Origin of the sequence: Methylobacterium persicinum, assembly GCF_022179525.1 — a bacterium.
Taxonomy (GTDB): Bacteria; Pseudomonadota; Alphaproteobacteria; order Rhizobiales; family Beijerinckiaceae; genus Methylobacterium; species Methylobacterium persicinum.
Map to the genome: position 1 here is coordinate 284,313 of NZ_BPQX01000037.1, position 23,397 is coordinate 307,709.

Sequence of the window (23,397 nt, forward strand, 5' to 3'; positions counted from 1 at the left end):
CACTTTCCGCGAGATGGAGACGCGACACTGAATTTGGTCCTGCGGGCTTGGAGGAATGGAGGGAGCGGGGCATCCTGCCGCCGGCGCAATCAATCACCGTGGCCGCACAGTTCCGGAAAGGACCACCCCGTGTCCACCATTACCCTCGTCAACGTGAGCACGCTTGACGATCTCGGCGACACGATCGGGAGAGACAGACTGAACCGGTTGGTGGAACGGTTCGCCGCCGCCCTCGGCGATGCCTTCACAGGGGAAGAGCGCAGCGCCGCCGACCTCGGCCGCGAGGCCCATACCCTCGTCTCGATGGCGGGGATGCTGGGATGCGATGCCCTTTGTGCAGCCTGCCGGGCCCTCGAGTATGGCGCCAAGCAAGGTGGTGACGTCGCCCCACTCCTCGCCGAAGCCCGCCGCCTGCGGGACGAGACCCTTGAGGCCCTGGCCGTGGGAGGCGAGGGCCGCGCAAGCCAGAGCGCCTGACCGCGGGATCCTACCCGGCCCGTTGCAGGAGGGGCTCCGCCTGGACGGGGGCGAGGGGGCTCTCGAAGGTGAGCACCGCCCCGGAGACGGGATAGGAGAGGCTGACCGTCCCACCGAAGCTATGAGCCAGGCTTCGGGCGATCAGGCGGGTGCCGAAGCCTGTGCGCGAGGGCGGCAGAACCGGCGGGCCGCCGATCTCCTCCCACCGGAAGCAAAGGACGGGATGTCCCCCGCCATGCCCGGCCCGCACGTGCCACGTGACGGCGACATGCCCGACCGCCGAAGAAAGCGAACCGTACTTGGTGGCGTTCGTGCCGAGTTCGTGCAGCATCAACGCCAGGGTCATGCCCTGATGCGCGTTGAGGGTGACGTCCGGGCCCTCGATCCGAAAGCGCCCCGGAACCCCATCGCCGTGGAGCGTCACGGTGGTTTGCACGAGGGCGCTGAGGGGGGCGCTCGCGAAGGATCCCAACACGAGCACGTCGTGGGCCTGCGCCAGGGCGAGGAGACGGGCGGCGAGGGAATCCGCGGCCGTCTCAAGGGATTCGGCGTTGCGCAGGGTCTGTGAGGCGACCGCCTGCACGAGGGCGAGGGTATTCTTCATGCGATGCGCCAGTTCCTGCATCAGCAGGGTCTGACGCGCCTCGGCGTCCTTCAACTCGGTGATGTCGCGGGCGACGGCCAGGATCCGCTCCGGCCGCTCGTCGGCCCCGTGGATGGGAGTCACCGCGATGTCCCACCACGTGGAGACTTCGCCGATCTCCAACCGGGCCTGAAAGCGGTTGGAACGGCCGAGCCGCGCGGAATGAATCCCATCGGCCACAGCCTCGCGGCTTTCGGGGCAGGACCAGAAATCCAACCAGAGCTGCCCGAGCGCGTCGGTCGCGCGGGGAAGCCCGAGGATCGACGGGCCGTTATCGCTGACGGTCATCAACCCGCCGTCGAGATCGAGAACCGCCACGAAATCGTTCGTGGTCCAGAGGATGCGACGGTTGAATTCCTCGCTGGCCTTCAGCTTGGCATTGAGATCCTCGGCGCTGGCGAGGCGGGCTGCCCCGTCCTCCAGATCACGCCGGTAGTGGGCGGCGGTGTTCCGGGCGGCGACGCGTTCGATCTCCACGATATGACCGAGGCGAGCATTCCGCTGGATCTCGAAGTCGGCCAGTTCCGTCGCCTGGCTCAGAAGGCGGCGCAGGCGCAGATTCTCTGCCTCCAGGACGGCGATGCGACCCTGCGCCGAATCCTGCTCTTTCTCCGCAACAAGTAGATCCATTGGCGTGCCCCCGCCGAATCCGCGCACCGGAGGCCCCGTCGTGGGGCAAGTCCCGACCCTGACCCGCCGAAACCGAGGCTGGCGACGGTCAGGTCGAGGTCGTGGCGACGGCGGCGGGTGTCCCGCTTCTAGTCCGCCGCCTCAACCCGCAACCGCGCGATTCGAGGGGTTCGATGACGGTAGCACGGCGCAATTTGGTCGCAAGCGAAGCCTCTCAACCGAATTGCGACAAATTGGCGAATTCGGAAATTGTATTCGCGTGCCGGCTCACCGGTTTCGCATCAGGAGCACCAGCCACCCGATACCGAGAATAAAAACAACCAGCCCTATGGAGACGAAGACGGGCGTACCCAAATCGATCAGGCGAGGCGCCAGCTGGGTCGCGAATGCAGCGACCACCAAGGCCACCGCCACGCGGGCGGCGGCGCGCTCGATGCCGCGGGTGACCTTGTCGAGGCCCTTGATCTCGATCTCCACCGTGACGCGGCCCTGCTTGAGCCGCACCAACATGAGATGGATGAGGGTCGGCAGTTCGGATGCGGCGCCGTAGAGCCCCGCTCCCAGCGCCTCGGCCTTCTGCTTCAAGCCGTCGAGGGAGAACTGCGAGCGCATGCTCGCCCGCACCGTGGGCGCGGCGGCGGCGAAGAGATCGAAGTTCGGATCGAGGTGGCGCATCACGCCGTCCGCGGTCACCAGCCCCTTGAACAGGATCGCAAGGTCCGTCGGCATGGCGAGGTCGTTCTCGCGGGCCATGTTCATGAAGTCGGTGAGGACAAGCCCAAGGTTCAAGGGAATCGTGGAATGGCTTTCCACGAAGGCCTGCGCGGACACTTGGAGCTTGGTCAGGTCGGGGTTGCTGGCCCCCGTCCAGTCGAGGAGCACGGCCATCAGTCCGTCGGCGTCCTGCTTCAGCATGGCGCCGATGAGGACGAGGAGCTGGTTCCGCCGCCGCTGCGACAGGCGGCCGATGATCCCAAAATCGATGAAGCCGATCCTGTTGTCGGACATCGCGAGCATGTTGCCGGGATGCGGATCGGCGTGGAACAGCCCCTCGATCAGGGCCATCTGCAGGAAGGCGTCGGTCCCCTTCTGGGCGAGGAGCTTCTTGTCGATCCCCGCCGCCTCGAGCGCGGCCTCGTCATTGGGGGGGATGCCGTGGATGAAGTCCTGGACGAGGACTCGCTCCGAGCAATACTCCCAGTGGATCTTCGGAAAGACGATGTCGTCACGGCCTTCGAAGATTTCCGCGAGCCGCTCGCAGTTCCGCGCCTCGTTCAGCAGATCCAGCTCGCCGTTCAAGCCGTCGGCGAGGTGGCGCATCTGCTCCCGCGGCTGGTAGCGAGCCATGTCCGGCCACTCGGTCTCGAGGATGCGCGCTCCGTGCGCCATGAGGCGCAGATCCGCCTCAATGATCTTGCGCAGGTTCGGCCGCACCACCTTGACGATGACATCCTCGCCCGAATGCAGCCTCGCCCTGTAGACCTGGGCGATGGAGGCCGAGGCGATCGGCTCGATGTTGAATTCCGCGAAGAGTTCGAGGGGCGAGCCGCCGAGATCCTGCTCGAGTTGCGGCCGGATCATATCCCACGACACGGGGACGACCTGGCTGTGCAGCTTCTGCAACTCCTCCGTCCATGCTGGGGACAGGAGATCGGGGCGGCTCGCCAGGATCTGGCCGAACTTGATGAAGGTGGGTCCCAGGGCCTCGATCGCCCGGCGCATGCGCTCGGGCTCCGACAGGCGGGTCACGTCGAGGCGGGGCTGGCGGCGCGGCAGCAGGGGGAGGGCACGCAGACCAAGCCGGTCCACGACGCGGGTCACGCCGAAGCCGATCAGGATCGACGCAATCTCCGACAGCCGCTGGCGGTCGCGTGCGGCAACGAAGGCGGTTTTGAGCATGGGGCTGGCGGGATCCGTCGGAATGGGCCTCACGGCAGCCCGATCTTAAGGACTTTTTTGGGACCTGCTTACGCAGTCCCGCCCGGTGGGCACCGCGACATGGCGGCGCCCACCGGCACGATTAGCCCTTCACGGACGCGTCGATGGCATCGAGAACGCGGTCGATGTTGTGGGTGTTGAGGGCCGCCACGCAGACCCGGCCGGTCTCGAGGGCGTAGACCTCGTGCTCGTCGCGCAGGCGCACGGCCTCGTCGGGGCTGAGGCCCGTGTACGAAAACATGCCCTTCTGCACCTTAATCGCCTCGAAGCCCCGGTCGGGGTGGCGCTGGTGAAGGCTGTCGGCCATCCGCACGCGCATCTCCTTGATGCGCTCCCGCATCTGGCCAAGCTCCTTCTCCCAATCGGCCCGGAGGGCGGGATCGGTGAGCACGGTTTCCACGATGGCCGCCCCGTGGGTATGCGGGTTCGAGTAGCTCGCCCGCACGAGGCGCTTGGCCAGGGCCTCGACCTTGGCGCGCATGGCCGGGTCGGCCGCGACGATGGTCAGGGCGCCGACCCGCTCGCCATAAAGGGAGAAGGACTTGGAGAAGGAAGAGGCGACGAAGAACTCCTGCCCCGACTGGGCGAAGAGCCGTACCGGCGCGGCATCCTCATCGAGGCCGAAGCCGAAACCCTGGTAGGCGATGTCGAGGAAGGGGATGAGCCCCCGCGTCTGCATCAGGGGCACGAGTTCGGCCCATTCCTCGTCGGTCAGGTCCGCGCCGGTCGGGTTGTGGCAGCAGGCGTGCAGCACCACGATCGAGCCGGCAGGCAGGGCCTCCAGGGCCTTGCGCATGGCCGGGTAGTCCACCCCGCCGGTCTCGGCCGAGAAGTAGGGGTAGTCCGCCACAGTGAACCCGGCCTGGGTGAACAGCGCCCGGTGATTCTCCCAGGTCGGATCGCTCACGGCGACAGTGGCGCCGGGCTTCAGCTTGGCAAGAACGTCGGCGCCGATCTTAAGCGCGCCGGTCCCACCGACGCTCTGGAGGGTGGCAGCCCGATTCTGCGACAGGATCGGGGCGCCCGCTCCGAACAGCAGCGCCTGCACGGCGTCGCGGAACGGCTTCGTCCCCTCGATCGGCCGGTAGGTCTTAGGCAGGGCCTTGTCGATCCAGCGCTTTTCCGCCTCCTGCACCGCGCGCAGGCGGGGGACCTTGCCGTCCGCATCCGTGTAGACGCCGATGGCGAGGTTCAGTTTACCCGGGCGGGTATCGGCATTGAACGCCTCGAACAGGCGCATGATCGGGTCGAGGGGCGCATCCTGGATGCCGGCGAACAACGAGGTCATGGAGAAGGTGTCCCGAAACGGCTGAGGCGGCCCGCCGGGGACGAACACTCGCCGCCGCGGCACTGCGGGCCGGCCGCCTTATCGCGCAGAACGGCTTGGATCGCGACCCTTCCCGCGGAAGATTGAAGGCGGTTCTTGCGCCTGTCGGCCGAACACCCCGGCGAAATACCGGTTGTACAGTGATACCGGGATCGCCCCCGCCGACTTGCGGCTCCCTCCCTTGACGACTAAATCCGTGCTTCGCCGCCGGGTAGCCGAGATCCGCCGTCTTCGGATCGGACGGTCGCGCTCAGGCGTTTTTCAGACGACACGGGTTGTCGAACGCAATGTTGCCGGAACGCCTGCTGCCGGACGGTCCGACTGGAGAAGGTGTATGGCAAAAGAAGAGTTGATGCAGTTCGACGGTCTCGTGATCGAGATCCTTCCCGACGCCCGCTACCGCGTGCAGCTGGACCAGGGCCACGAGATCGTGGCCTACACTGCGGGCAAGATGAAGAAGAACCGCATCAAGACCCTGGCCGGCGATCGGGTGACGGTCGAGATGTCGCCCTACGACCTGGAAAAGGGGCGCCTCGTGTTTCGCCACAAGGACGAGCGTGCCTCCGGTCCGCGTCCGCCGGTGCGCGGCGGCCAGTTCCGCCGCCGCTGACGTGGTGAAGCCGGGCGGCGGCGCCGCTGCGGCGTACCCTCTCCTAACGCTGACGGCGCTGCTCTGGGCGGGCAACGCCGTCACCAGTCGGTGGGCACCGGGCCATGTCTCGCCTCAGGTCATCACAACCCTGCGCTGGCTGATCGCCTGCGCGGCACTCCTCCCCTTCGCGGGTCCGCGGGTCGCGGCCGAATGGCCGGTGCTTCGGCGCCACTGGATCCGCATCCTGCTCATGGGCGGCCTGGGCTACACCGCCTTCAACTGCCTGTTCTATGCGGCGGGCACCTATACCGGCGCCGTCAACCTCGCCCTGTTTCAGGGGTCGATTCCGGTGATGGTGATCATCGCCAACAGGCTCGCCTACGGGGTGCCGGTCACGGCGGGGCAGGCAGCCGGAGTGGTGCTGACATTGGCGGGGGCTGCTCTGGCAGCGAGCCACGGCGATCTATCGGTTTTGACCAGCCTTGCCTTCAACCGCGGAGACGTCCTCGTTTTCGGGGCTTGCCTGCTCTACGCGGGATATACGGTCGTGCTCCCCGCCCGGCCCAAGGTGTCGGCCCTGGCCTTCTTTGGAGCGATGGCGGTGGCGGCCTTCGTGACGTCGCTGCCGCCGCTCGCCGTTGAATGGGCGTTGGGGCATTCCGTCTGGCCGAGCCGATGGGGCTGGGCGATGGTGGCCTTCGTCGGACTGGGGCCGTCGCTGCTGTCTCAGCTCTGCTTCATGCGCGGCGTCGAGCTGATCGGCCCGAACCGCGCAGGCCTGTTCGTGAACCTCGTGCCGATCTTCGGCGCAGGGCTCGCCGTTCTATTGATCGGCGAGCCCTTCGGCCCAACGCAGGCGGTAGCCCTGGCCCTCGTGCTGGGAGGGATCGCCTGCGCCGAGCGCTTGAAGCCACCGCCGGCTCCGGCCGACGCGGCTTATTCGCAGACGCGGACGCGGCGGAACAGCACGTCGCCATAGGCATCGACGTAGCGACGACGCTCGAAATGGCAGACCGGGCCGTAATCCTCCTCGACGTAAACCGGGGGCGGAGCGCGGTAGACGGGCCGGCCGGGATAGTAGCCGTTGTTGGCGGACGACGCGATGGCGCTGCCCACCGCAAGACCACCGATGGCGCCAAGGGCCGCAGCGCCGCCCGGGCTGATACCGTCCCGCGCCTGGGCGGCGGGGGCAAGGGAAACGAGGCCGCTCAATAGCAAGGCCGTAGCGAATGTCGTCCGCATAGCTCTTTCCGGGATGAATCGGCGCCTCTCGGCGTTGCCCTTATCCGATACCAGCTTTCGGGCATTTGTTCGGCGGACGACTTGGCCGCTTACCTGCGCTTGACGCCGGGCGCCCCCGGTCCGAAACCGGCCATGGAATGAGGGGATCGTCATGGTGACACGGGGCTTTGTCGGGCGCAGGCAGCTGCCGGAGACCGGTGCACGGCTCCCGCCGGGCCAGTACCTGACGCAGGATTTCCCGATCCTCCAGATCGGGCCGAACCCGACCATCGATCTCGCGACGTGGCGTTTCACCCTTCGGGAAGGGTCGCGGCCGATCAAGTCCTGGTCCTGGGAGGAATTGGACGCCCTGCCGCGGACCGGGTGGCACGGCGACATCCATTGCGTCACCAAATGGTCTAAATTCGACACCGACTGGGAAGGCGTGACCATCGACGACATCCTCGCCGATGCGAACATGTCTGCCCCGACCGCTTATCTCCTGGCGGAGTCCTACGACGACTACACCACCAACGTGCCGGTGGCGGACCTCCTGGGCGGCCGGGCCATGATTGCCACTCGCTACGCGGGCGAGCCCATTCATGCGGATCACGGGGGGCCGGCGCGGCTGTTCGTACCTCACCTCTACTTCTGGAAGAGCGCCAAGTGGCTGAAGGGCCTGCGCTTCACCACCACCGACACCGCCGGCTTCTGGGAGCTGCGCGGCTATCACATGTATGGGGATCCCTGGCGTGAGCAGCGCTACATCGGAGACTGACGCGGCACCCGCCGAACCCGTGGTGTTCCGCTGGCACGAGGCGGAGGTCGTCGCCGTGGAGGCGATCACCCCGAGCGTGAAGAGCGTGCGCCTGCGCTGTGCCATCGCGGGGCGGCAGAGGGCCGGGCAGCATGTCGATGTGCGCCTCACGGCTGCCGACGGGTATCGGGCGAGCCGCAGCTACTCGGTCGCCTCGCCCCCCGACGGGACCGGGACCCTCGAGCTCATGATCGAGGGGCTGGCCGATGGCGAGGTGTCCGGGTGGTTCTTTGCCGATGCCGCAATTGGCGACCGCGTCGAGCTGCGGGGTCCTATCGGGGGCTCCTTTTCATGGGACGGCCCGGATGGCGGACCGCTGCTCCTGGCCGCGGGGGGATCGGGTATCGTCCCCTTGCTGGCGATGCTCAGGAGGCGGGCGCAGGTGGCGCCGGAAATTCCCGCGGCGCTGATCTACTCGGTGCGCACCCGCGCGGAGGCGATCGCTCTTACGGAACTCGAATCGCGCGACCGTGAGGAGACGAATTTCACGCTCGTCCTACGCACCACCCGCGAAGGGGAGGGCGGCCGTATCGACGCCGATGCCGTTGAAGCGGCGCTCGCCCGGACAGGAGCACCCGGAAAGGTTTTTATCTGCGGCTCGAACCGCTTCGTTAGTCCCACCGCGGATCTCATAGTTTCCGCGGGTGTGCCGCCGGGGCTCGTGCGGACGGAGCGGTTCGGGGAGTGAACTGCCTGTCGGCGTATCACCCAGGGGATCGATCTTCGGCACCGCCCGTCTCTGTCGGTCGAAGCCGAAACCTCACAATGTCATCTTGAGGTTTTTGGCCGACAAAGCGCAATAGAGACAATGATTTGGCAGGCCTATGCCGTGTGGTGCGCGCTGTGGCCTCCGGGGAACCGGCAGCCGGAAAAGCCGTTCGCCTTGCATCGGCCTGCGGGTCGGCCAAGGAGGTGGTGATGATCAGGACGTTCTCACGGATCTCGCTCGTCGCAATGGCGCTCGTCGGCTTGACCAGCATCGCGTCGGCCCGGGACGCCGCAAGGCCGAAGACAAAGCACCATGCGACCACCGTCGCCGGGTTCAAACCTGCTTTCCGCGCCGATACGAGCGTGTCGGGTGCGGCACGGCCGTATTCCTGGCCGGTCAGCGACCGGTATCGGCCTGTGTCTCAGCCGTATTTCGGTCGAGCTTTCTGATCGCGTTCGGAACTGGATGATGTGATTTCTGCCAAGCTGATCGCGGTGGTGCGGCAATCGTGACGGATTTATTGCATAAGCGGTAACTGCGTAGAAACAGCGGAGGCGCATGGTCTGCGCCCATTGGTTCAATCCGGCGCCTCCCTGTGCCCCGCTATTTCATCGACCTCCACGACGGCACCAACCTCGTCCGCGACAAGGTGGGTTACGACCTGCCCGACCTCGACGCCGCCCGCGGGCAGGCGGCCCGGGTCATGACGCGTATCGCGCAGGGGATCGCGGACGGCCCGGAGCGCCAGGACTACGTCCTCGCCGTGCGCTCGGAAGACGGCGTCGTGCGCCTGCGGATGCGGATGTCCCTGGATCCGAACCCGGTGGACTAGGGATCGGCCGAAGCAGGCCCCGCATCAAGCAGGGGGTGCATGCCCGCGCGGGAGTGGTCAGCGCCGCGCGCAGACGCTACCATTGCGTCTCCGGACCTGATGACGGGCGGCCTTCGGATGGGCGCTCTCACGCGTCCCGTGCGAGCGATTGCGCTGCGCCACTAACGAAAGCCAGACCGAAGTGCCCTTTCCCACGTTGCCCGCTCCTCTTTCGCGGGCCTTGACCGAGCGCGGCTATGCCGAGCCGACCCCCGTCCAGGCCGCCGTGCTCGAGGCGGCCGGTGGCGGCCGCGACCTCCTGGTGTCCGCGCAGACCGGTTCGGGCAAGACCGTTGCCTATGGCCTCGCCATGGCGGACCTGCTTGTCGGTGCCGAAGACGCGATGCCGGCTCCCGCCGCGCCGTTGGCCCTGGTGATCGCCCCCACCCGCGAGCTGGCACTTCAGGTCCAGCGGGAGCTCGCGTGGCTCTACGGCCCGGCGCAAGGGCGGGTGACCGCCTGCGTCGGCGGCATGGATCCGCGGCGCGAGGCGCGCCTCCTCGCCGGCGGGTCGCAGATCGTCGTCGGCACGCCCGGACGCCTGCGCGACCACATCGAACGCCGGGCCCTGGACCTTTCCACCCTGCGGGCGGTGGTCCTCGACGAAGCGGACGAGATGCTCGATCTCGGCTTCCGGGAGGATATCGAGTTCATCCTCTCGGCGACGCCGAAGGAGCGCTCGACCTACCTGTTCTCCGCCACCCTGCCGAAGGGCATCGAGGCCCTGGCGGAACGCTACCAGCGCGACGCGCTCCGCCTCGCCGTCAAGAGCGAGACCCGGGGCCATGCCGACATTGCCTACCGGGCGGTGCGTGTGGTGCCCCGCGAGATCGAGCACGTGGTGCTCAACCTCCTGCGCGAGGCCGACGCGCCCACCGCGATCGTCTTCTGCAACACCCGCAATGCCGTCCGCCACCTTCAGGCCAACCTGACGGAGCGGGGCTTCTCCGCCGTCGGCCTCTCCGGCGAGATGGGCCAGGGAGAGCGCAACGCCGCCCTCCAAGCGCTCCGCGACGGGCGGGTCCGGGTCTGCGTCGCCACCGACGTGGCCGCCCGCGGTATCGACCTGCCTTCGCTCAGCCTCGTGATCCACGCCGACCTTCCCCACGACGCCGAGGTGCTGCAGCATCGCAGCGGCCGGACGGGCCGGGCGGGGCGCAAGGGGACCTCGGTCCTCCTCGTGCCGAATGCCCGCCGTCGCCGGGCCGAGCAGATGCTCGCCATCGCCAAGGTCGTGCCGGAATGGTGCGGCCCGCCCTCGGCGGACACGATCCGCGCCCTCGATGCCGAACGGATGCTGTCGGATCCGCTGATCGCCGAGCCGCCCTCCGAGGACGATGCGGTGCTGGCGCAGATGCTCCTGGCCCACAAGAGCCCGGAGGAGATGGCGGGCCTTCTCGCCCGCGTCTACCGCACCCGGCTTCCCGCGCCGGAGGACGTCACCGATCCCGGCGAAGGGCGCAGCCGTCCCGAACGGGCGCCCTACGACCCGATGAACGCCGAGAAGATCGCCGAGATGGGACCGGCGGTCTGGTTCCGCCTCAACCTGGGCCGGCGCGACAACGCCGATCCGCGGCGTCTGCTGCCCCTCCTCACCCGCCGCGGCGGCCTGGACCGGCAGGAGATCGGCGCGATCCGCATCTTCGACAGGGAGACCAAGTTCGAGGTCCGCGGTCACGCGGCGGCGCGCTTCGCCGAATCCTTCGCGCGCAACGGCTCACCGGAGATCCAGGTCGAAGCGCTTCCGCCGGATTTCGCCCCGGCCCCGCGCAAGGGACCGCCCGGTGGCAAGGGCAACGGATCGCCCCGGGCGGACAAGCATCGGCGCAATGTGGGCAAGGGCGGATACAAGCCGCAGCAGCGGGGATAGGGCGCGGTCTTTCAGGCTCCCCCTTTTCGGATGGATCGAGGGAGCCTGCGACGCGTGCTGCCGAACGTGGCGGCCAGGGCTGGTTTAGAAGTCCGAACGGCCTCCCCCTCGCCGTCATTGCGAGCGAAGCGAAGCAACCCAGGTCAGCGGGACGCTTTAGAGCATTTTCAGCCGAAGTGGACGCCGGTTCGGCGCTAGAAAATGCGTCAAAAACAATGGTTTAGAGCGTTTTCTGTGATCCAAGGGTGACAGAAAACGCTCTAGATCGTGGCGTATCCCTGGATTGCTTCGCTGCGCTCGCAATGACGGGTTTGGGTGGACAGAAGCGTTCAGAGCCACCGTGTGGCTCGCCGACGATCCGTACGGAGAGAACCAACCGCTGCACCGGTGTCCACTTCGGCGGATAATGCGCTAAAACGCGTTGCGGACGGCGTCGCCGAGGGCGCTCACCCCGTCTTTGAGCTTCTGGCCGGCGGGGGCGAGGGACGGCAGTTTCACCCCGAGGATCTCGGTCTCGTCCGAGTCGGCCTCGGCGGTGGCGGTATGGGTCACCGCGGGCTTGGCGGCGGTCGCCACGGGCTTCGGCGGCGCGACCTTCGCGGCGGCGACCTTCGCCGGCTCGGGGGCGGGGGCCTTGGCCGCGACGGGCTTCGCCTTGGCGGCCGCATGATGGCTGACGGGCTTCTCGACGGCGGCCTCGCGGGTGTGCGGAGCCTCGTCCCGCGGCTTGGCCGCCTCCTCGACGGGCTTCACGCCCTCGTCGCGGGCGCGGACGGTCTCGGAAGGGCGGGGCGCCAGGGCTGCGACCGTCCGGGACGGGGCGATGACCTTGGTGGCGGACGCATTCGCCACCACCGCGACCTCCGTCGGCACCGGAATGCGATCGGTCGGCTTGGCCGGCGTGGAGCGAGCCACGACCGGTTGCGGTGAGGGCGGCGAAACCGCCGCGCCGGCCGGATACGCCATCGGATCGCCGAGGGAGGCCATGCGCGGCGCGGGGGCGGCGGGCGCCGCCGCCTTGGACTCCGTCACCGTGACGGGGGTGCCCTTCTTGGCCGGCAGGCCGTCCTTCAGGTCCGGCCAGCTGGCGGCGAGGCCCTGGCCGATGGCCGGGCCGCGATTGAGCTTGGTCGGGACCACCAAATCGGCCATGACCGACGAGGCCGCCACGGCAAAGCCGGCGAGGGCTGCCGCGCAGGCTCCACCGATGAGGATGGGCTTGAAGTAGGCGCTCCGGCCCCGCGGCGCGGCGGCGGCGCGTGCGGGCCGCGTCTCCGAAGCGTCTAGGAGGAACTCGGACATCGGTTGCGATCTCGGACCTGATGCGCGGCCGGGGCGGGCTGGCTCGGCCGTTCCGGCCGCATGCTCCCGCCTTGCGCCAGCAGTCCCCCCGATTGAGGGTTCACAATACGGCACAATGATGTCGCCCCGCGGCAAGCCTGAAGCAGATCTTGAGGCGACGGGTCGATGCGAAGTCATCCACAGGATTTACGACATATCGCTTAAGGAATAGTAGTCGAAGCGGTGGTGACGACATCGCCCCTGGCGCATCGGAACGCCGCGGATCCGGATGTGCCGGACCCCTGAACCGTGCGATGCCGCTGCCGTGGATACGAGACCGACCTTCCCCCCGCCGGATGCCGCCGAGCCGAAGGCGCGTCCCGCGCCGTGGTCCGGCTGGTCGACCCGGGCCCGGCTGATCGCCGTGGTGCTCCTGATCGACGTGCTGGCTGCCGCCGTGTCCTGCGGCGTCGTCGTTCTCAACGCACGCTCGGCGGTGCATGTGGAAACCCGCGCATCCCTGGAGACCGTCGATTCGCTCGTGGCCGACACGATTCGCCTGTCCGAGACGGCCTCGCCGGAAACTCTGCTTCAAGCCCTCGACATCCGGTTCCAGGCGTTGCGCCATGTCCGGGTGGCGGTGTTGGATGCAGCCGAAAGGCGGGTCGGCGCGGTCACGCCCGACCACCGGACGAGCCGGAAGGCTCCGGCATGGTTCGCGAACCTGATCAGACCGCCCATCGAGCGCCATAGCCTGCCGATCGCGGTGGGGGGGCGGATCCTCGGAAGCGCGCAGATCACGACCCAGCCGATGGACGAGATCGAGGAGATCTGGGGCTATGCCCGGGCGCTCTCGCTCACGACCTTCGCTGTCAACGCCGCGATCCTGGTGGCGCTCTATCTCGCCCTCGGCCGGATCCTCGCGCCCCTGCGCCGCCTCGGCGAGGCGCTCATGCAACTCGAGCATCACGACTACACGGCGCGGCTCGATCCGCCGGGGACGCCCGAACTCGCGCTCATCGCCGAACGGTTCAACAAGGTCGCGGGCGCGCTGTCTCAGACCCGTTCGGCCAATGCCAGCCTCAACCAGAAGCTGCTCACCGCCCAGGATGACGAGCGCCGCCGCACGGCCCTGGAACTCCACGACGATTTCGGACCCTGTCTCTTCGCCCTGGAGGCGAACGCGGCCTCCATCGCCCGCATCGCCGCGAACGCCAAGGAGGTGGATCGGGCAAAACTCGCGGCCCGGGCGGCGGAGATCGGCACCATCGTCGGCCAGGTCCAGGGCGTGAACCGCGCCCTCCTGAACCGGCTGCGTCCCCACGGCCTCGGTCAGGCGCCGCTGGCCACCTGCCTCGATCTGCTCCTGCGGGGCTTCGGCGAGCGGCATCCGGGCATCGCGTTCGTCGGCCGATTCGACGGCCTCGCCCGCGGCTACGGCGACCTCGTGGACCTGACGATCTTCCGATGCGTGCAGGAGAGCGCCACGAACGCCGTGCGACACGGCAGGGCGAAACGGGTGGAGGCTTTCGCGGACGAGGAGGCGGGGACGGTCCGCGTCGAGATCCGGGACGACGGGACGGGCCTTCCGGCCGAGCACCGGATCGGGCTCGGCCTGTCGGGGATGCGGGAGCGTGTCGAAGCCCTGCAAGGGACTTTCGCCCTTGACAATGCCGTGCCTGGGGCGATCGTCCGCATCGCCATCCCTGTTCCGCCCGACCGGACCCGGGAGACCGGCGACGAACTCTCCATCGCGCAGAGTGTATGAACGCCATCGCCTCCCAGATCGAGCCCGCCGCCACCCGCCTGCCGGTGCTCGTGATCGATGACCATCCGATCGTCCTCCAGGGCTGCCGCCGGGTGCTCGAGGATGCGGGGATCGAGACGATCGCCGAGGCGACAAGCGTCGTCGGCGGCTATCGGATCTTCCACCGTCTTCGCCCGCCGGTTGTGATCTGCGACCTGACCTTCCAGGGGAGCGGCCTTGCCGGGCTCGGGTTGATCCGGCGGATTCGTGCGGTCGCCCCCGGAACCCGCATCCTCGTCTTCAGCATGCACAACGATCCGGTGATCGTCGCCCGTGCCCTGGAGGCCGGCGCTCTCGGCTACGTCCTGAAGGATCACGCCTCCGCGGAGCTGTTCGACGCCTTCGAGAAGGTGCGCCACGGAGAGGTCTATCTCGACCGGCGGCTCGCCACCGAGGTGGCGATGCTCCGCGCCGATGCCCGGCGGACGCCGGAATCGCAGCTCACCCCCCGGGAGCAGCAGATCCTCGCCCGCCTGGCCCAAGGCCGCTCCTACGGCGCGATCGCCGCCGACCTGTCCGTCAGCTACAAGACGGTGACCAATTCCTGTTCGCAGATGCGCCAGAAACTCGGGGTGCGCACCTTGGCAGAGTTGATCCACGTGGCCGTCACCCACGCGCAGCGCCAGGGCTGACCCGCGACCGGCCACGGGGGGCGATGCAAACGCGCCACGGGCCGGCTCAACCGTTCCGTGTGAGCTTGACGGGGATGGGGCCGGGCCGAATTGTGCGATGCACGAGTGCCCCCGGAGCGGACATGTCCCTGATCGCACGCCTGCGTGCCTACGCGGTGGAGGCCCTGGGTATCGGTGGCCCCGACGGGCGGGGCGCCGCAGCCGACGACACCCATCTCGCCGCGACGGCGCTCCTCGTCCACGTGGCGCGGGTCGACGGCATTCTCGCGCCTTCGGAGAGCGAGCGGCTCGCCCGCCTCGTGGAGGGCCGGTATGCGGACGGGCCGGCGGCAGCCCACGCGCTGATCGCCCGGGCGACCGCCGTGGATACGGAGATCCGCGACGTGGCGAGCCTCGTCGAGATGATTCCCCACGAAGCGAACGGATCGGAGCGGGAAGCCCTGCTGGCGATGGCGTGGTCCGTCGCCGCCGCGGACGGCGTCGTCGATGAATTCGAGGAGGCCCTGGTCGAGCGTCTCGGCAGGCTCCTCGGCTTCGATGAGGCCGCCGTCGCCGCCGCCCGCCGGGACGGAACGGCCGGCGCGACCGCATCATGATCGCAAGCCTCGCGCTCATCCTCCTGGCGCAACTGACCGGGGAGGCCCTCGCCCGGGGTTTTGGACTGCCGGTGCCCGGTCCCGTCATCGGGATGGGGCTGATGTTCGGCTTCCTGTTCCTCCGGGATGCGGAGCGCAGCCCCCTGCGACGCTTGCTGCCGGCCCCGCTCTTGGATGGGACCCTCGAAGGGAATGCCAAGGGGCTTCTCGCCAACCTGTCCCTGATGTTCGTTCCTGCCGGGGTCGGGGTCGTCGGCCGGCTGGATCTTCTGAAGACACAGGGGATGAAGCTCGCCGTCATCCTGTTCGTCTCGACGGCTGTGTCCCTGCTGACGACCGTGCTGGTGTTCCGGAGCGTGTCCGCCCTGGTCGAGCGGCGCGGCGGCCGCGGGGAGGGCTGAGGTTTGGCGGGCGGCGACTTCTCGCTCTGGGTCTATCTGGCCCGCACGCCGCTCCTGTGGCTGACCGTGACCCTGACGGCCTACGTCGCGGCCGACCGGATCGCCGCAGCGACCGGTCGCCATCCCCTCGCCAACCCCGTGCTGGTCGCGGTGGTCTTCGTCGCCGCGGTCCTGGCGCTGACGGACACGCCGTATCCCACCTATTTCGAGGGCGCGCAGTTCGTCCACTTTCTCCTCGGCCCCGCGACGGTGGTGCTCGCCTTCCCCCTCTACGAGCGCCGGGCCACGGTGATGCGCGCCCTCGTCCCGATGCTGGCGGCCCTGGCCGCGGGCGCGGTGATGACACTGGTCTGCGTGATCGCCCTCGCCCACCTCTTCGCCATCCCCCGGCCGATCCTCGTCTCCCTGGCACCGAAATCCGTGACCTCCGGGGTGGCCATGGGCATCTCGGCGGCCCTGGGGGGCGATCCGACCCTGACGGCCATCCTCGTGATCCTGACGGGGATCATCGGCGCCATCCTTGTGACGCCGATGATGGAGGGGCTCGGCATCACCGACATGCGCGCCCGGGGCTTCGCGGCCGGCCTCGCCGCCCACGGCATCGGTACGGCGCGGGCCTTCCAGGTCAGCGAGGTGGCGGGTACCTTCGCCGGGATCGCCATGGGGCTCAACGCCTTCGTCACCGCGATCCTGGCGCCCGTGGCTCTTCATCTCCTCAATTGAGGGACCGCGTCGTTTTAGGCTTCCAGCCGGTCGGCGACGTCCTCGGCGAGGGACAGGCTCGAGGTCAGGCCCGGGCTCTCGATCCCGAAGAGGTGCACGAGGCGTGGCAGGCCGTGCTCGGCCGGCCCTTCGACCCGGAAATCGGCCGCCGGCTCGCCGGGTCCCGTCAGCTTCGGACGAAGGCCGGCATAGTCGGGAAACAGCGCCCCCTCCGGCAGGTCGGGCCAATACCGGCGGATCGCGCCGTAGAATGAGGCGGCGCGGGTGGGATCGACCCGGTAATCCGGCTCGTCGATCCATTCGACGTCCGGCCCGAATCGGACTCGACCATTCAGATCCAAAGTCAGATGGATGCCCAGCCCGCCATCGATTCGCGGCGCCGGGTAGATCAGTCGCGTGAAGGCCGGCTTCCCCGTGCAGCCGAAATAGTTGCCCCGCGCCAAGTGGAGGCGCGGGACGGCGTTTGGCGGGTATCCCTCAGTCCGGGCCGCTAGGGCGGGGGCGCCGAAGCCCGCCGCATTCACGACCCCATCGAAGGGAAGCGTGCCCCCCTCATCCCCTTCGAAAGTCGCCTGCCACTGACCGTCGACCTGCTTCAACGCGGCAACGCGAGTCCGCAGTGCCACCGCACCGCCGCGATCCTCGATCTCGCCCAGCAGCGCCAGCATCAGGGCGTGGCTGTCCACGATTCCCGTGTGCGGCGACAGTAAAGCAAGGGCGCAGGACAGGTTCGGCTCCAGCCGCCGCGCCTCGTCAGGCTCCAGCAACGCGAGGTCTGGCACGCCGTTAGCATCGCCCCTGGCGCGGAGGGTCTCGATGGCCGCGGATTCTTTCGCGTCGCAGGCCACGATCAGCTTGCCGCACCGGCGATGCAGAACGCCGTGCTTCTCGCAGAAGTGGTATAGTTTCCGCGATCCTTTGACGCAGTGGCGGGCTCGCAGGGACCCTTCCGGATAATACATCCCCGCGTGGATCACCTCTGAGCTGCGAGATGACACGCCTGTCCCGATCGCCTTGTCCGCTTCGGCGACGATCACGCTGTGTCCACGCAGGGCCAAGGCCCGGCCGATGGCGAGGCCGACCACTCCCGCCCCTACGACGAGCACGTCCATCCCAAGACCTTTCCACGCGAAATCGCCGTCCGGAGGCCAGCCCCGGGGGCCCTTTTGCCTGATCGATGGGTGTCACGGATGCCGGCCTCCCCGCAAGGCGGCGAGAAGATCAGGAGCTCTGTCCGAGGCCAGGCTCGACCGGGGTGATAGCGCGATCAACCCACGGGAAACCGCTTCACTGTGTGTGGTCTTCCCGTTGACGATTGAATGCAATCATAAGTAGTATAGTATGCTGGCGTACACCAGCCGCGAGGGGCGGTGGCGATAACCGCCGCCGGGCTCGCCTCCCCTCGGTATGCACCGACGATCCGAGACGGCGTCGACGTGGATCAGGCCGCATCTGGAGGCCTTCCGCGCGATGGTTGGAAATCAGGGACCGCACGATGACCGAGAAGCCGACCGTTGAACTCGCCACCCGGATCTTGACTGCCTATGTTGCACGAAACCGTGTTCCGGCGTCCAACTTGCCCGAATTACTGACCGAGATCCATCAAGCGATTGATCATCTCGCGACGCCCCGGCAGCCGACCCTGCAGCGTCCGAGCGCCGCCCAGATCACCGCCTCGATCCGTCCGGATGCGATCACGAGCTTCGAAGACGGCAAGCCCTACAAGGCCCTGCGACGGCATTTGACCCTGCGGGGGCTTACCCCGGAGACCTATCGGGCGAAGTGGGGCCTTCCGGTCGACTATCCGATGGTCTGCGCGACCTATAGCGCCCGGCGTTCGGAGATCTCGCGGGAGATCAGCATTGGCCAACAACAGCGCGCCAAGCTGACATTGGTCGAAAACCCTAAAGGAGCAGCTGAGCCGGCGCGTAGCACTGCCTGAACTATCGGCGTGCTGCGGGCGAGCCACACGCCGTATGTAATCTTACGTTAGCGTCTGTAAGCGCCGCTACAACTGCAATTTGGTGAATCGATCCTTTTGTGAGAGAAAGGATCGACGTCCGCGGATCGGCGTTTTCCTGGAGGCGACGCCGGTGACCGGTCTCGATCCCGCGACCTTGCTGATCGCGAGTTGCGCGACCACGACCCTGGTCGGCGTGCAATTTCTTGTCTCATGGCGCCAGTCGCCCGACTCGCCGTGCCTCGGCCTTTGGGGCTTCGCGCATCTTGTCGGCTCGATCGCCTCGGTCGGGCTCGCCATGCGCGGCATGATTCCGGACTGGGCTTCCGTCGGGCTCGCCAACGCCGCGATGATCACGGCCTATGGTCTGATCTGGTCCGCGGTCCGGAGCTTCGAGCGTCTTCCGATTTACCTCCCTATCGGGGCGGCGGGGGGAATCGCGTGGTCGCTCCTCTGCCTCAATACGACGTTCTACGAGTCGATTCCCCTGAGGGTGATGTTCGCCTCTGCCGTCGCGGCGGCATACTGCTTCGGCGGCGCCTGGACGTTCTGGCGGAAACGCGGGGAAGTCCTTGCCTCCCGCCGCGTCGCCATCGGGCTGATGACCAGCTACGGGTTCTGCTACCTCGTCCGTGTGCCGGCCGCGATGCTGGCGCCGCTCCCCTCGAAGCAAACACCACTCACCTCGAACTGGGTCGCCATCCTCTGCCTTTTTGCGATGCTGTTCTCCATCGCCTCGGCCTTCACCTTTATCGCATTGGTGAAGGAGCGTGCCGAGCGGAAGCAGCACGCGGCTGCGCGGACCGACTCGCTCACCGGCATCGCCAACCGCCGTGCTTTCGTGGAAACGGCGGAGGAACTGCTGCCCATCCGGGTCGACAAAGCGCTGCTCCTCTTCGACCTCGACCGGTTCAAGGCGATCAACGATCGCTTCGGGCATGAGGTCGGGGACGCGGCCATCGTGGCGTTTTGCGCTGTGGCGGAGGAGACCCTGCCGCATCGGGCGGTGTTCGGGCGTCTCGGCGGAGAGGAATTCGGCTGCCTTCTGATCGGCACCACGCCGGCCGAAGCCGTCCAGGCGGCGGAGCGGGTCCGCCGAACCTTTGCGGCCATCGTCCTGCCTGACATGCCGGACCTGCGGCTCAGCGTCAGCATCGGTATCGCCCAGGCGCCGCCCGATGGGGATTTCGACGCCTTGTTGCGGCGGGCCGACGCCGCGCTCTACGTGGCAAAGAAGAGCGGGCGCGACAGAATCGAGTTGGCCGAGTACGTCCTGCGGGCGGCGTGAGGGCGTCGCGCTTTCGCACATCAGGACCGCCAATGGACCCGACCGAACGCCTCGATCTGCTCGAAATCCGGCTCACGGAGCAGGAGGCGACGGTCGAGGATCTCAACCGCATCGTCACCGAGCAATGGCAGCAGATCGACAGGCTGACCCGGCTCGTGATGGCCCTACGGGAGCAGGTCGAGGAGGCAACTGCCCGGTCCGCACAGCGCGGGCCGGAGCCGCCGCCTCCCCATTACTGAAAGCGCCTGGACCTAGAAGTTCGCCTGGGTAACGAACTTTGTGACGAGGTAGGCGTCTAAAGCTTCGGGCCCGCCCTCGCTGCCGTAGCCGGAATCCTTGACGCCACCGAACGGCGTTTCCGGAAAGGCGAGGCCGTGGTGGTTGATCGAGATCATCCCGCTCTCCACCCGGTTCATCACCCTGGCCGCCCGCTCGGCGGAGCGCGTGTAGGCGTAGGCCGCAAGGCCATACGGAAGGCGGTTGGCCTCGCTCAGGGCGTCGTCATCATCGGAGAACCGGTTGATCACGGCCACCGGCCCGAACGGTTCCTCGTTCATCATCCGCGCCGAGAGGGGCACCTCGGTCAGGACCGTCGGCTCGAAGAAGTTGCCCCGGTTGCCGATGCGCTTGCCGCCGGCCCGAAGGGTGGCGCCCTTCGCCTCGGCATCGGCCACGAGGCCCTCGATGGCGTCGAGACGGCGGCTGTGGATCAGCGGGCCCATCGTCGTCTGAGGGTCGAGCCCGTCGCCGACCTTCACGCCCTTGGCGAAGGTGGCGAAGCCGTCCACGAACCGGTCGTACACCGACTCATGGACCAGGAAGCGGGTCGGTGACACGCAGACCTGCCCGGCATTGCGGAATTTGGACGGGGCCAGGATGGACACCGCCTTCTCGACATCCGCATCCCCGAACACGATGGCCGGGGCATGGCCGCCGAGTTCCATGGTCGCCCGCTTCATGTGCTCACCGGCCAAAGCCGCGAGCTTCTTGCCCACCACCGTCGAGCCCGTGAACGAGATCTTCCGGATGACCGGGTGAGGGATGAGATAGGCCGAGATCGTCCCCGGATCGCCGTAGACGAGGGACAATGCATCACCGGGAATGCCTGCATCGAGGAAGGCGCGCACCAGCTCGGCACAGCTCGCCGGGGTGTCTTCCGGCCCCTTCAGGATCACCGTACAGCCGGTGCACAAAGCCGCCGAGATCTTCCGCACGGCCTGATTGATCGGAAAGTTCCAAGGGGTAAAGCAGGCGACTGGCCCGACCGGCTCTCTCACGACAGCTTGAAGCACGCCCTCCGCCCGGGCGGGGATCACGCGGCCGTAGGCGCGCTTCCCTTCCTCCGCGAACCAATCGACGATGTCCGCGGCTGCCAGGGTCTCAATCCGCGCCTCTGCCAGGGGCTTGCCCTGTTCCGTGGTCATCACCCGGGCGATGGCGTCCGCACGCTCGCGCAGCAGGTCCGCCGCCTTGCGCATACGCTTGGCCCGCTCGAAGGGAGCCACTGCGCGCCACTGCGGAAAGGCCCGCGCCGCAGCCGCCAGCGCCTCATCGAGATCGGCGGTGGTCGCGATGGCGCATTGGCCGATCGTCTCGCCGGTGGCCGGGTTCAGGACCGGCAGGGTCTGGCGGTCGGCGCCGGGGCGCCAGCGCCCGGCAATGTGCAGGTCCGTGTTCGGATACATGTCACGCTCCCAGGACGAGCCGCGCGTCGACTCGGTCCGTGTGGGATTTCGACATGGGGATGGGCGGCGGGCAATGCCGAAAACGAGATCGCAGCCCAGACGTGCGCAAGACCCTCTCGCATCCCGGCGGCAGCCGGGCGGTGATCAGGCCGCCCGCCGCGCTGCGGGCTTGGGGGCGGTGACCGTGGCGGCACTTCCGCGTCGGGCCTGGAGGGTGGCGCCCTTCGGGACGACCGTCCAGCCATCGCGGCACCCGTCGATGGGCTCCGACACGACGACGAGGCCGCCGGGCCCCTCGCGGTAGTAGAGGCTCGGCGGGCGGCCGTCGCAGGCCCATCGATAGGCGGTGAGGTTCTCGCCGTCCGTGACCACGGAGGTGAACCGCAGGGGCTCCGTGACGGAGGCCGCCTGCATCAGGCCCCGGATCGTTTCGATGGTGCGGGCCATCGCGCCCACCGGATCGTCCGCGAGGCCGTTGGCCAGGGCAAGGAGGAAGATCGCCTCGGAATCGGTGCTGCCGCGGCGGCTGTCGTAGAGCTCGTCCGGGATCAGGGCCTCCAGGCGGCGCTTGATCCGGCAATACCCGCCGATCTGCCCGTTGTGCATGAACAGGTGCCGCCCGTGGGCGAAGGGGTGGCAGTTCGCCCGCGCCGTGGCGGTGCCCGTCGCCGCCCGGACATGGGCGAAGAAAGTCCGCGCCCGCACCTGCCCGCAGAGGTTCACGAGGTTCTCGTCGGACCAGGCGGGGGAAATGTCCCGGTAGACGCCGGGCTCCGCCCGTTCCCCGTACCAGCCAATCCCGAACCCATCGCCGTTGGTTTCGGTCTTGCCCTCATCCGCGTGCAAGGATTGATGCACGAGCGAGTGCGTCGGCGCGCAGACGAGGTCGGAGAGGAAGACCGGCTCACCGCTGTAGGCGAGGAAGCGGCACATGATCGGACAAGGATCCTTGTACGCGAAGCTACGGGACGTCCGCTGTGACGTAGCCCCGGCCGATGGCCCGGGTCACGTCACATAAGTGTAACCGTCGCGCCTGTCTGGTGAACAGTTTCTTAACCGCCCCCGTCATGCGCATAATTGATGCTCGGCGCCCCCTTCGGCGGCGGCTTGACCGCAGGGCAGGCATTCCGAGGAGGCAGGCGCCACTTGTAGACGGCTTCCTGCCGGGCCAGCATGGCCGAATCAGGGAATCACCCGCGCGTTTTCGTGCGGTTCACCTCTCGCGAGGCGTCGCCCTACCCACCAACAGGAGCATTCGATGGACTGCGCACGCATGGACAGTCACGCGCCGATCGCCCTCGTCGTCGAGGACGATGCCGCGATCCGCGACCTCGCGACCGCCGTCCTAGAGGAAACCGACCTCGGCGTCATCGCTTGCGACAACGCGGAAGAGGCCCTGTCCGTGCTGGAGCGCGATGACGTGACGGTTGCGCTGCTCTTCGCGGATGTCCGCTTGCCCGGGCCGATGGACGGTGTGTCCCTCGCTCAAACCGTGGAGCGGCGATTTCCGGGTGTGCGGGTGATCGTGACCTCGGGGGCGACCCGCGACGTGGCGCTGCCCGACCGGGCGGTCTTCATGCAGAAGCCATGGCGGGCGCTGGACGTGCTGGTTCAGGCCGAGCGTGCCACCCTGGATATGAAGAGCGCGGCCTGACGCTTCGCAGGCTGTTGGGCATTCCCGGTCGTCGCCTGCTCCAGTGATCGACCGAATAGCGCCGCTCTCCCATTTGGTTCAGGACGGGGGCGGCGCATCACGGCATGACAGGCTTCGCGCCGCTTTCGCACCAAACCTTTGGCCGTATCGATAGCCCCCTATCCAGCGTCACGCGCGGCGACGCGGTGGGAGACTGTAGCGGAGAACGTCGCTAGCCGAAGCGGGTACGGAAGCCTCCGCGTCGGCGGAACGCAAAAAGCCCGGACCGTGATCAC

General features: G+C 67.9%; 25 protein-coding genes. 16 read left to right on the top strand and 9 right to left on the bottom strand.

The genetic code is table 11. From position 1 onward, the window contains the following. Window positions 1-129: 129 nt before the first annotated feature. Complete coding sequence (locus tag MFF22_RS17450) at window positions 130-477, top strand: Hpt domain-containing protein (protein WP_238250266.1); 348 nt, start codon at window positions 130-132, stop codon at window positions 475-477. A 10-nt stretch (window positions 478-487) separates the two neighbouring features. Here MFF22_RS17450 and MFF22_RS17455 read toward each other — a convergent pair whose 3' ends face one another. The 3 genes from MFF22_RS17455 to MFF22_RS17465 all read right to left on the bottom strand — a co-directional run bounded on the left by MFF22_RS17455 (window position 488) and on the right by MFF22_RS17465 (window position 4,976). Next, window positions 488-1,750, bottom strand: coding sequence for a sensor histidine kinase (locus MFF22_RS17455; protein WP_238250268.1), 1,263 nt, complete (start codon window positions 1,748-1,750; stop codon window positions 488-490). A 267-nt stretch (window positions 1,751-2,017) separates the two neighbouring features. Then, the gene (locus MFF22_RS17460; protein ID WP_238250269.1) at window positions 2,018-3,649 is read right to left on the bottom strand and encodes an ABC1 kinase family protein; all 1,632 of its coding nucleotides are present in this window, start codon (window positions 3,647-3,649) and stop codon (window positions 2,018-2,020) included. 121 nt (window positions 3,650-3,770) lie between these two features. Beyond that, window positions 3,771-4,976 (bottom strand): amino acid aminotransferase, encoded by a 1,206-nt coding sequence (locus MFF22_RS17465; RefSeq protein ID WP_238250271.1) that lies wholly within the window; start codon window positions 4,974-4,976, stop codon window positions 3,771-3,773. 373 nt (window positions 4,977-5,349) lie between these two features. Between MFF22_RS17465 and infA the strand changes: the two genes are divergently transcribed. After that, window positions 5,350-5,625: a translation initiation factor IF-1 gene (gene infA / locus MFF22_RS17470; protein WP_238250273.1), complete on the top strand. Its 276-nt coding sequence runs from the start codon at window positions 5,350-5,352 to the stop codon at window positions 5,623-5,625. A gap of 1 nt (window position 5,626) precedes the next feature. Then, on the top strand, window positions 5,627-6,586 hold the full coding sequence (locus tag MFF22_RS17475; protein WP_238250326.1) for a DMT family transporter: 960 nt from the start codon (window positions 5,627-5,629) through the stop codon (window positions 6,584-6,586). Here the strand turns inward: MFF22_RS17475 and MFF22_RS17480 are convergent. Continuing rightward, window positions 6,544-6,849, bottom strand: a complete 306-nt coding sequence (locus tag MFF22_RS17480; RefSeq protein WP_238250275.1) for a hypothetical protein — start codon at window positions 6,847-6,849, stop codon at window positions 6,544-6,546. The genes MFF22_RS17475 and MFF22_RS17480 overlap by 43 nt on opposite strands. A 151-nt stretch (window positions 6,850-7,000) precedes the next feature. Here MFF22_RS17480 and MFF22_RS17485 point away from each other — a divergent pair, with 151 nt between their 5' ends. Both MFF22_RS17485 and MFF22_RS17490 read left to right on the top strand, forming a co-directional pair. Then, on the top strand, window positions 7,001-7,606 hold the full coding sequence (locus MFF22_RS17485) for a sulfite oxidase-like oxidoreductase (RefSeq protein ID WP_238250276.1): 606 nt from the start codon (window positions 7,001-7,003) through the stop codon (window positions 7,604-7,606). Then, entirely contained in the window at window positions 7,581-8,333 is a 753-nt protein-coding gene (locus MFF22_RS17490; RefSeq protein WP_238250277.1) for an FAD-binding oxidoreductase, read from the top strand. Before MFF22_RS17485 ends, MFF22_RS17490 begins: the two co-directional genes overlap by 26 nt. A 16-nt stretch (window positions 8,334-8,349) precedes the next feature. Here MFF22_RS17490 and MFF22_RS17495 read toward each other — a convergent pair whose 3' ends face one another. Beyond that, on the bottom strand, window positions 8,350-8,691 hold the full coding sequence (locus MFF22_RS17495) for a hypothetical protein (RefSeq protein ID WP_238250278.1): 342 nt from the start codon (window positions 8,689-8,691) through the stop codon (window positions 8,350-8,352). A gap of 258 nt (window positions 8,692-8,949) precedes the next feature. On the opposite strand from MFF22_RS17495, the gene MFF22_RS17500 reads away from it, so the two are divergent. Together MFF22_RS17500 and MFF22_RS17505 are read left to right on the top strand one after the other, a co-directional pair. Then, on the top strand, window positions 8,950-9,186 hold the full coding sequence (locus tag MFF22_RS17500; RefSeq protein WP_238250279.1) for a DUF6894 family protein: 237 nt from the start codon (window positions 8,950-8,952) through the stop codon (window positions 9,184-9,186). 181 nt (window positions 9,187-9,367) lie between these two features. Then, window positions 9,368-11,095: a DEAD/DEAH box helicase gene (locus tag MFF22_RS17505; protein ID WP_238250280.1), complete on the top strand. Its 1,728-nt coding sequence runs from the start codon at window positions 9,368-9,370 to the stop codon at window positions 11,093-11,095. Between the two features lie 411 nt (window positions 11,096-11,506). Here MFF22_RS17505 and MFF22_RS17510 read toward each other — a convergent pair whose 3' ends face one another. Then, window positions 11,507-12,397, bottom strand: coding sequence for a hypothetical protein (locus MFF22_RS17510; protein WP_238250282.1), 891 nt, complete (start codon window positions 12,395-12,397; stop codon window positions 11,507-11,509). Window positions 12,398-12,665: 268 nt separating this feature from the next. Between MFF22_RS17510 and MFF22_RS17515 the strand changes: the two genes are divergently transcribed. The 5 genes from MFF22_RS17515 (at window position 12,666) to MFF22_RS17535 (ending at window position 16,535) form a co-directional block, all read left to right on the top strand. Beyond that, window positions 12,666-14,144, top strand: a complete 1,479-nt coding sequence (locus MFF22_RS17515; protein WP_370877512.1) for an ATP-binding protein — start codon at window positions 12,666-12,668, stop codon at window positions 14,142-14,144. Next, complete coding sequence (locus MFF22_RS17520) at window positions 14,141-14,815, top strand: response regulator transcription factor (RefSeq protein WP_238250284.1); 675 nt, start codon at window positions 14,141-14,143, stop codon at window positions 14,813-14,815. Before MFF22_RS17515 ends, MFF22_RS17520 begins: the two co-directional genes overlap by 4 nt. A gap of 122 nt (window positions 14,816-14,937) precedes the next feature. Then, the gene (locus tag MFF22_RS17525; RefSeq protein ID WP_238250286.1) at window positions 14,938-15,411 is read left to right on the top strand and encodes a tellurite resistance TerB family protein; all 474 of its coding nucleotides are present in this window, start codon (window positions 14,938-14,940) and stop codon (window positions 15,409-15,411) included. Then, window positions 15,408-15,812: a CidA/LrgA family protein gene (locus MFF22_RS17530; protein WP_238250288.1), complete on the top strand. Its 405-nt coding sequence runs from the start codon at window positions 15,408-15,410 to the stop codon at window positions 15,810-15,812. The genes MFF22_RS17525 and MFF22_RS17530 overlap by 4 nt, the downstream gene beginning before the upstream one ends. A gap of 3 nt (window positions 15,813-15,815) precedes the next feature. After that, entirely contained in the window at window positions 15,816-16,535 is a 720-nt protein-coding gene (locus MFF22_RS17535; RefSeq protein WP_238250289.1) for an LrgB family protein, read from the top strand. Between the two features lie 14 nt (window positions 16,536-16,549). Here MFF22_RS17535 and MFF22_RS17540 read toward each other — a convergent pair whose 3' ends face one another. After that, entirely contained in the window at window positions 16,550-17,647 is a 1,098-nt protein-coding gene (locus MFF22_RS17540) for an NAD(P)/FAD-dependent oxidoreductase (RefSeq protein WP_238250290.1), read from the bottom strand. Window positions 17,648-18,030: 383 nt separating this feature from the next. Here MFF22_RS17540 and MFF22_RS17545 point away from each other — a divergent pair, with 383 nt between their 5' ends. From MFF22_RS17545 to MFF22_RS17555, 3 genes are all read left to right on the top strand, one after another. After that, a complete protein-coding gene (locus MFF22_RS17545; RefSeq protein WP_238250291.1) occupies window positions 18,031-18,477 on the top strand; it encodes a Ros/MucR family transcriptional regulator in 447 nt (148 codons plus the stop codon). A gap of 151 nt (window positions 18,478-18,628) precedes the next feature. Beyond that, the gene (locus MFF22_RS17550) at window positions 18,629-19,783 is read left to right on the top strand and encodes a GGDEF domain-containing protein (RefSeq protein WP_238250292.1); all 1,155 of its coding nucleotides are present in this window, start codon (window positions 18,629-18,631) and stop codon (window positions 19,781-19,783) included. Between the two features lie 32 nt (window positions 19,784-19,815). Continuing rightward, window positions 19,816-20,022 carry a SlyX family protein gene (locus tag MFF22_RS17555; RefSeq protein ID WP_238250293.1) on the top strand — a complete coding sequence of 69 codons (207 nt, stop codon included), beginning with the start codon at window positions 19,816-19,818 and terminating at the stop codon, window positions 20,020-20,022. Window positions 20,023-20,034: 12 nt separating this feature from the next. Here the strand turns inward: MFF22_RS17555 and MFF22_RS17560 are convergent, their stop codons facing one another. Beyond that, window positions 20,035-21,468: an NAD-dependent succinate-semialdehyde dehydrogenase gene (locus tag MFF22_RS17560; RefSeq protein WP_238250295.1), complete on the bottom strand. Its 1,434-nt coding sequence runs from the start codon at window positions 21,466-21,468 to the stop codon at window positions 20,035-20,037. A gap of 144 nt (window positions 21,469-21,612) precedes the next feature. Next, window positions 21,613-22,401, bottom strand: a complete 789-nt coding sequence (locus tag MFF22_RS17565; RefSeq protein ID WP_238250297.1) for a class II glutamine amidotransferase — start codon at window positions 22,399-22,401, stop codon at window positions 21,613-21,615. A gap of 325 nt (window positions 22,402-22,726) precedes the next feature. On the opposite strand from MFF22_RS17565, the gene MFF22_RS17570 reads away from it, so the two are divergent. Next, window positions 22,727-23,122 carry a response regulator gene (locus MFF22_RS17570; protein ID WP_238250299.1) on the top strand — a complete coding sequence of 132 codons (396 nt, stop codon included), beginning with the start codon at window positions 22,727-22,729 and terminating at the stop codon, window positions 23,120-23,122. Window positions 23,123-23,397: the final 275 nt, after the last annotated feature.

What these genes read in the sequence shown, in the direction of transcription:
- MFF22_RS17560 (WP_238250295.1), bottom strand. Translation starts at nt 21,468, where the DNA reads ATGTATCCGAACACGGACCTGCACATTGCCGGGCGCTGGCGCCCCGGC.
- MFF22_RS17555 (WP_238250293.1), top strand. Translation starts at nt 19,816, where the DNA reads ATGGACCCGACCGAACGCCTCGATCTGCTCGAAATCCGGCTCACGGAG.
- MFF22_RS17510 (WP_238250282.1), bottom strand. Translation starts at nt 12,397, where the DNA reads ATGTCCGAGTTCCTCCTAGACGCTTCGGAGACGCGGCCCGCACGCGCC.
- MFF22_RS17570 (WP_238250299.1), top strand. Translation starts at nt 22,727, where the DNA reads ATGGACTGCGCACGCATGGACAGTCACGCGCCGATCGCCCTCGTCGTC.
- MFF22_RS17565 (WP_238250297.1), bottom strand. Translation starts at nt 22,401, where the DNA reads ATGTGCCGCTTCCTCGCCTACAGCGGTGAGCCGGTCTTCCTCTCCGAC.
- MFF22_RS17515 (WP_370877512.1), top strand. Translation starts at nt 12,666, where the DNA reads ATGTGCCGGACCCCTGAACCGTGCGATGCCGCTGCCGTGGATACGAGA.
- MFF22_RS17520 (WP_238250284.1), top strand. Translation starts at nt 14,141, where the DNA reads ATGAACGCCATCGCCTCCCAGATCGAGCCCGCCGCCACCCGCCTGCCG.
- MFF22_RS17465 (WP_238250271.1), bottom strand. Translation starts at nt 4,976, where the DNA reads ATGACCTCGTTGTTCGCCGGCATCCAGGATGCGCCCCTCGACCCGATC.
- MFF22_RS17485 (WP_238250276.1), top strand. Translation starts at nt 7,001, where the DNA reads ATGGTGACACGGGGCTTTGTCGGGCGCAGGCAGCTGCCGGAGACCGGT.
- MFF22_RS17530 (WP_238250288.1), top strand. Translation starts at nt 15,408, where the DNA reads ATGATCGCAAGCCTCGCGCTCATCCTCCTGGCGCAACTGACCGGGGAG.
- MFF22_RS17545 (WP_238250291.1), top strand. Translation starts at nt 18,031, where the DNA reads ATGACCGAGAAGCCGACCGTTGAACTCGCCACCCGGATCTTGACTGCC.
- infA (WP_238250273.1), top strand. Translation starts at nt 5,350, where the DNA reads ATGGCAAAAGAAGAGTTGATGCAGTTCGACGGTCTCGTGATCGAGATC.
- MFF22_RS17525 (WP_238250286.1), top strand. Translation starts at nt 14,938, where the DNA reads ATGTCCCTGATCGCACGCCTGCGTGCCTACGCGGTGGAGGCCCTGGGT.
- MFF22_RS17460 (WP_238250269.1), bottom strand. Translation starts at nt 3,649, where the DNA reads ATGCTCAAAACCGCCTTCGTTGCCGCACGCGACCGCCAGCGGCTGTCG.
- MFF22_RS17455 (WP_238250268.1), bottom strand. Translation starts at nt 1,750, where the DNA reads ATGGATCTACTTGTTGCGGAGAAAGAGCAGGATTCGGCGCAGGGTCGC.
- MFF22_RS17480 (WP_238250275.1), bottom strand. Translation starts at nt 6,849, where the DNA reads ATGCGGACGACATTCGCTACGGCCTTGCTATTGAGCGGCCTCGTTTCC.
- MFF22_RS17540 (WP_238250290.1), bottom strand. Translation starts at nt 17,647, where the DNA reads ATGGACGTGCTCGTCGTAGGGGCGGGAGTGGTCGGCCTCGCCATCGGC.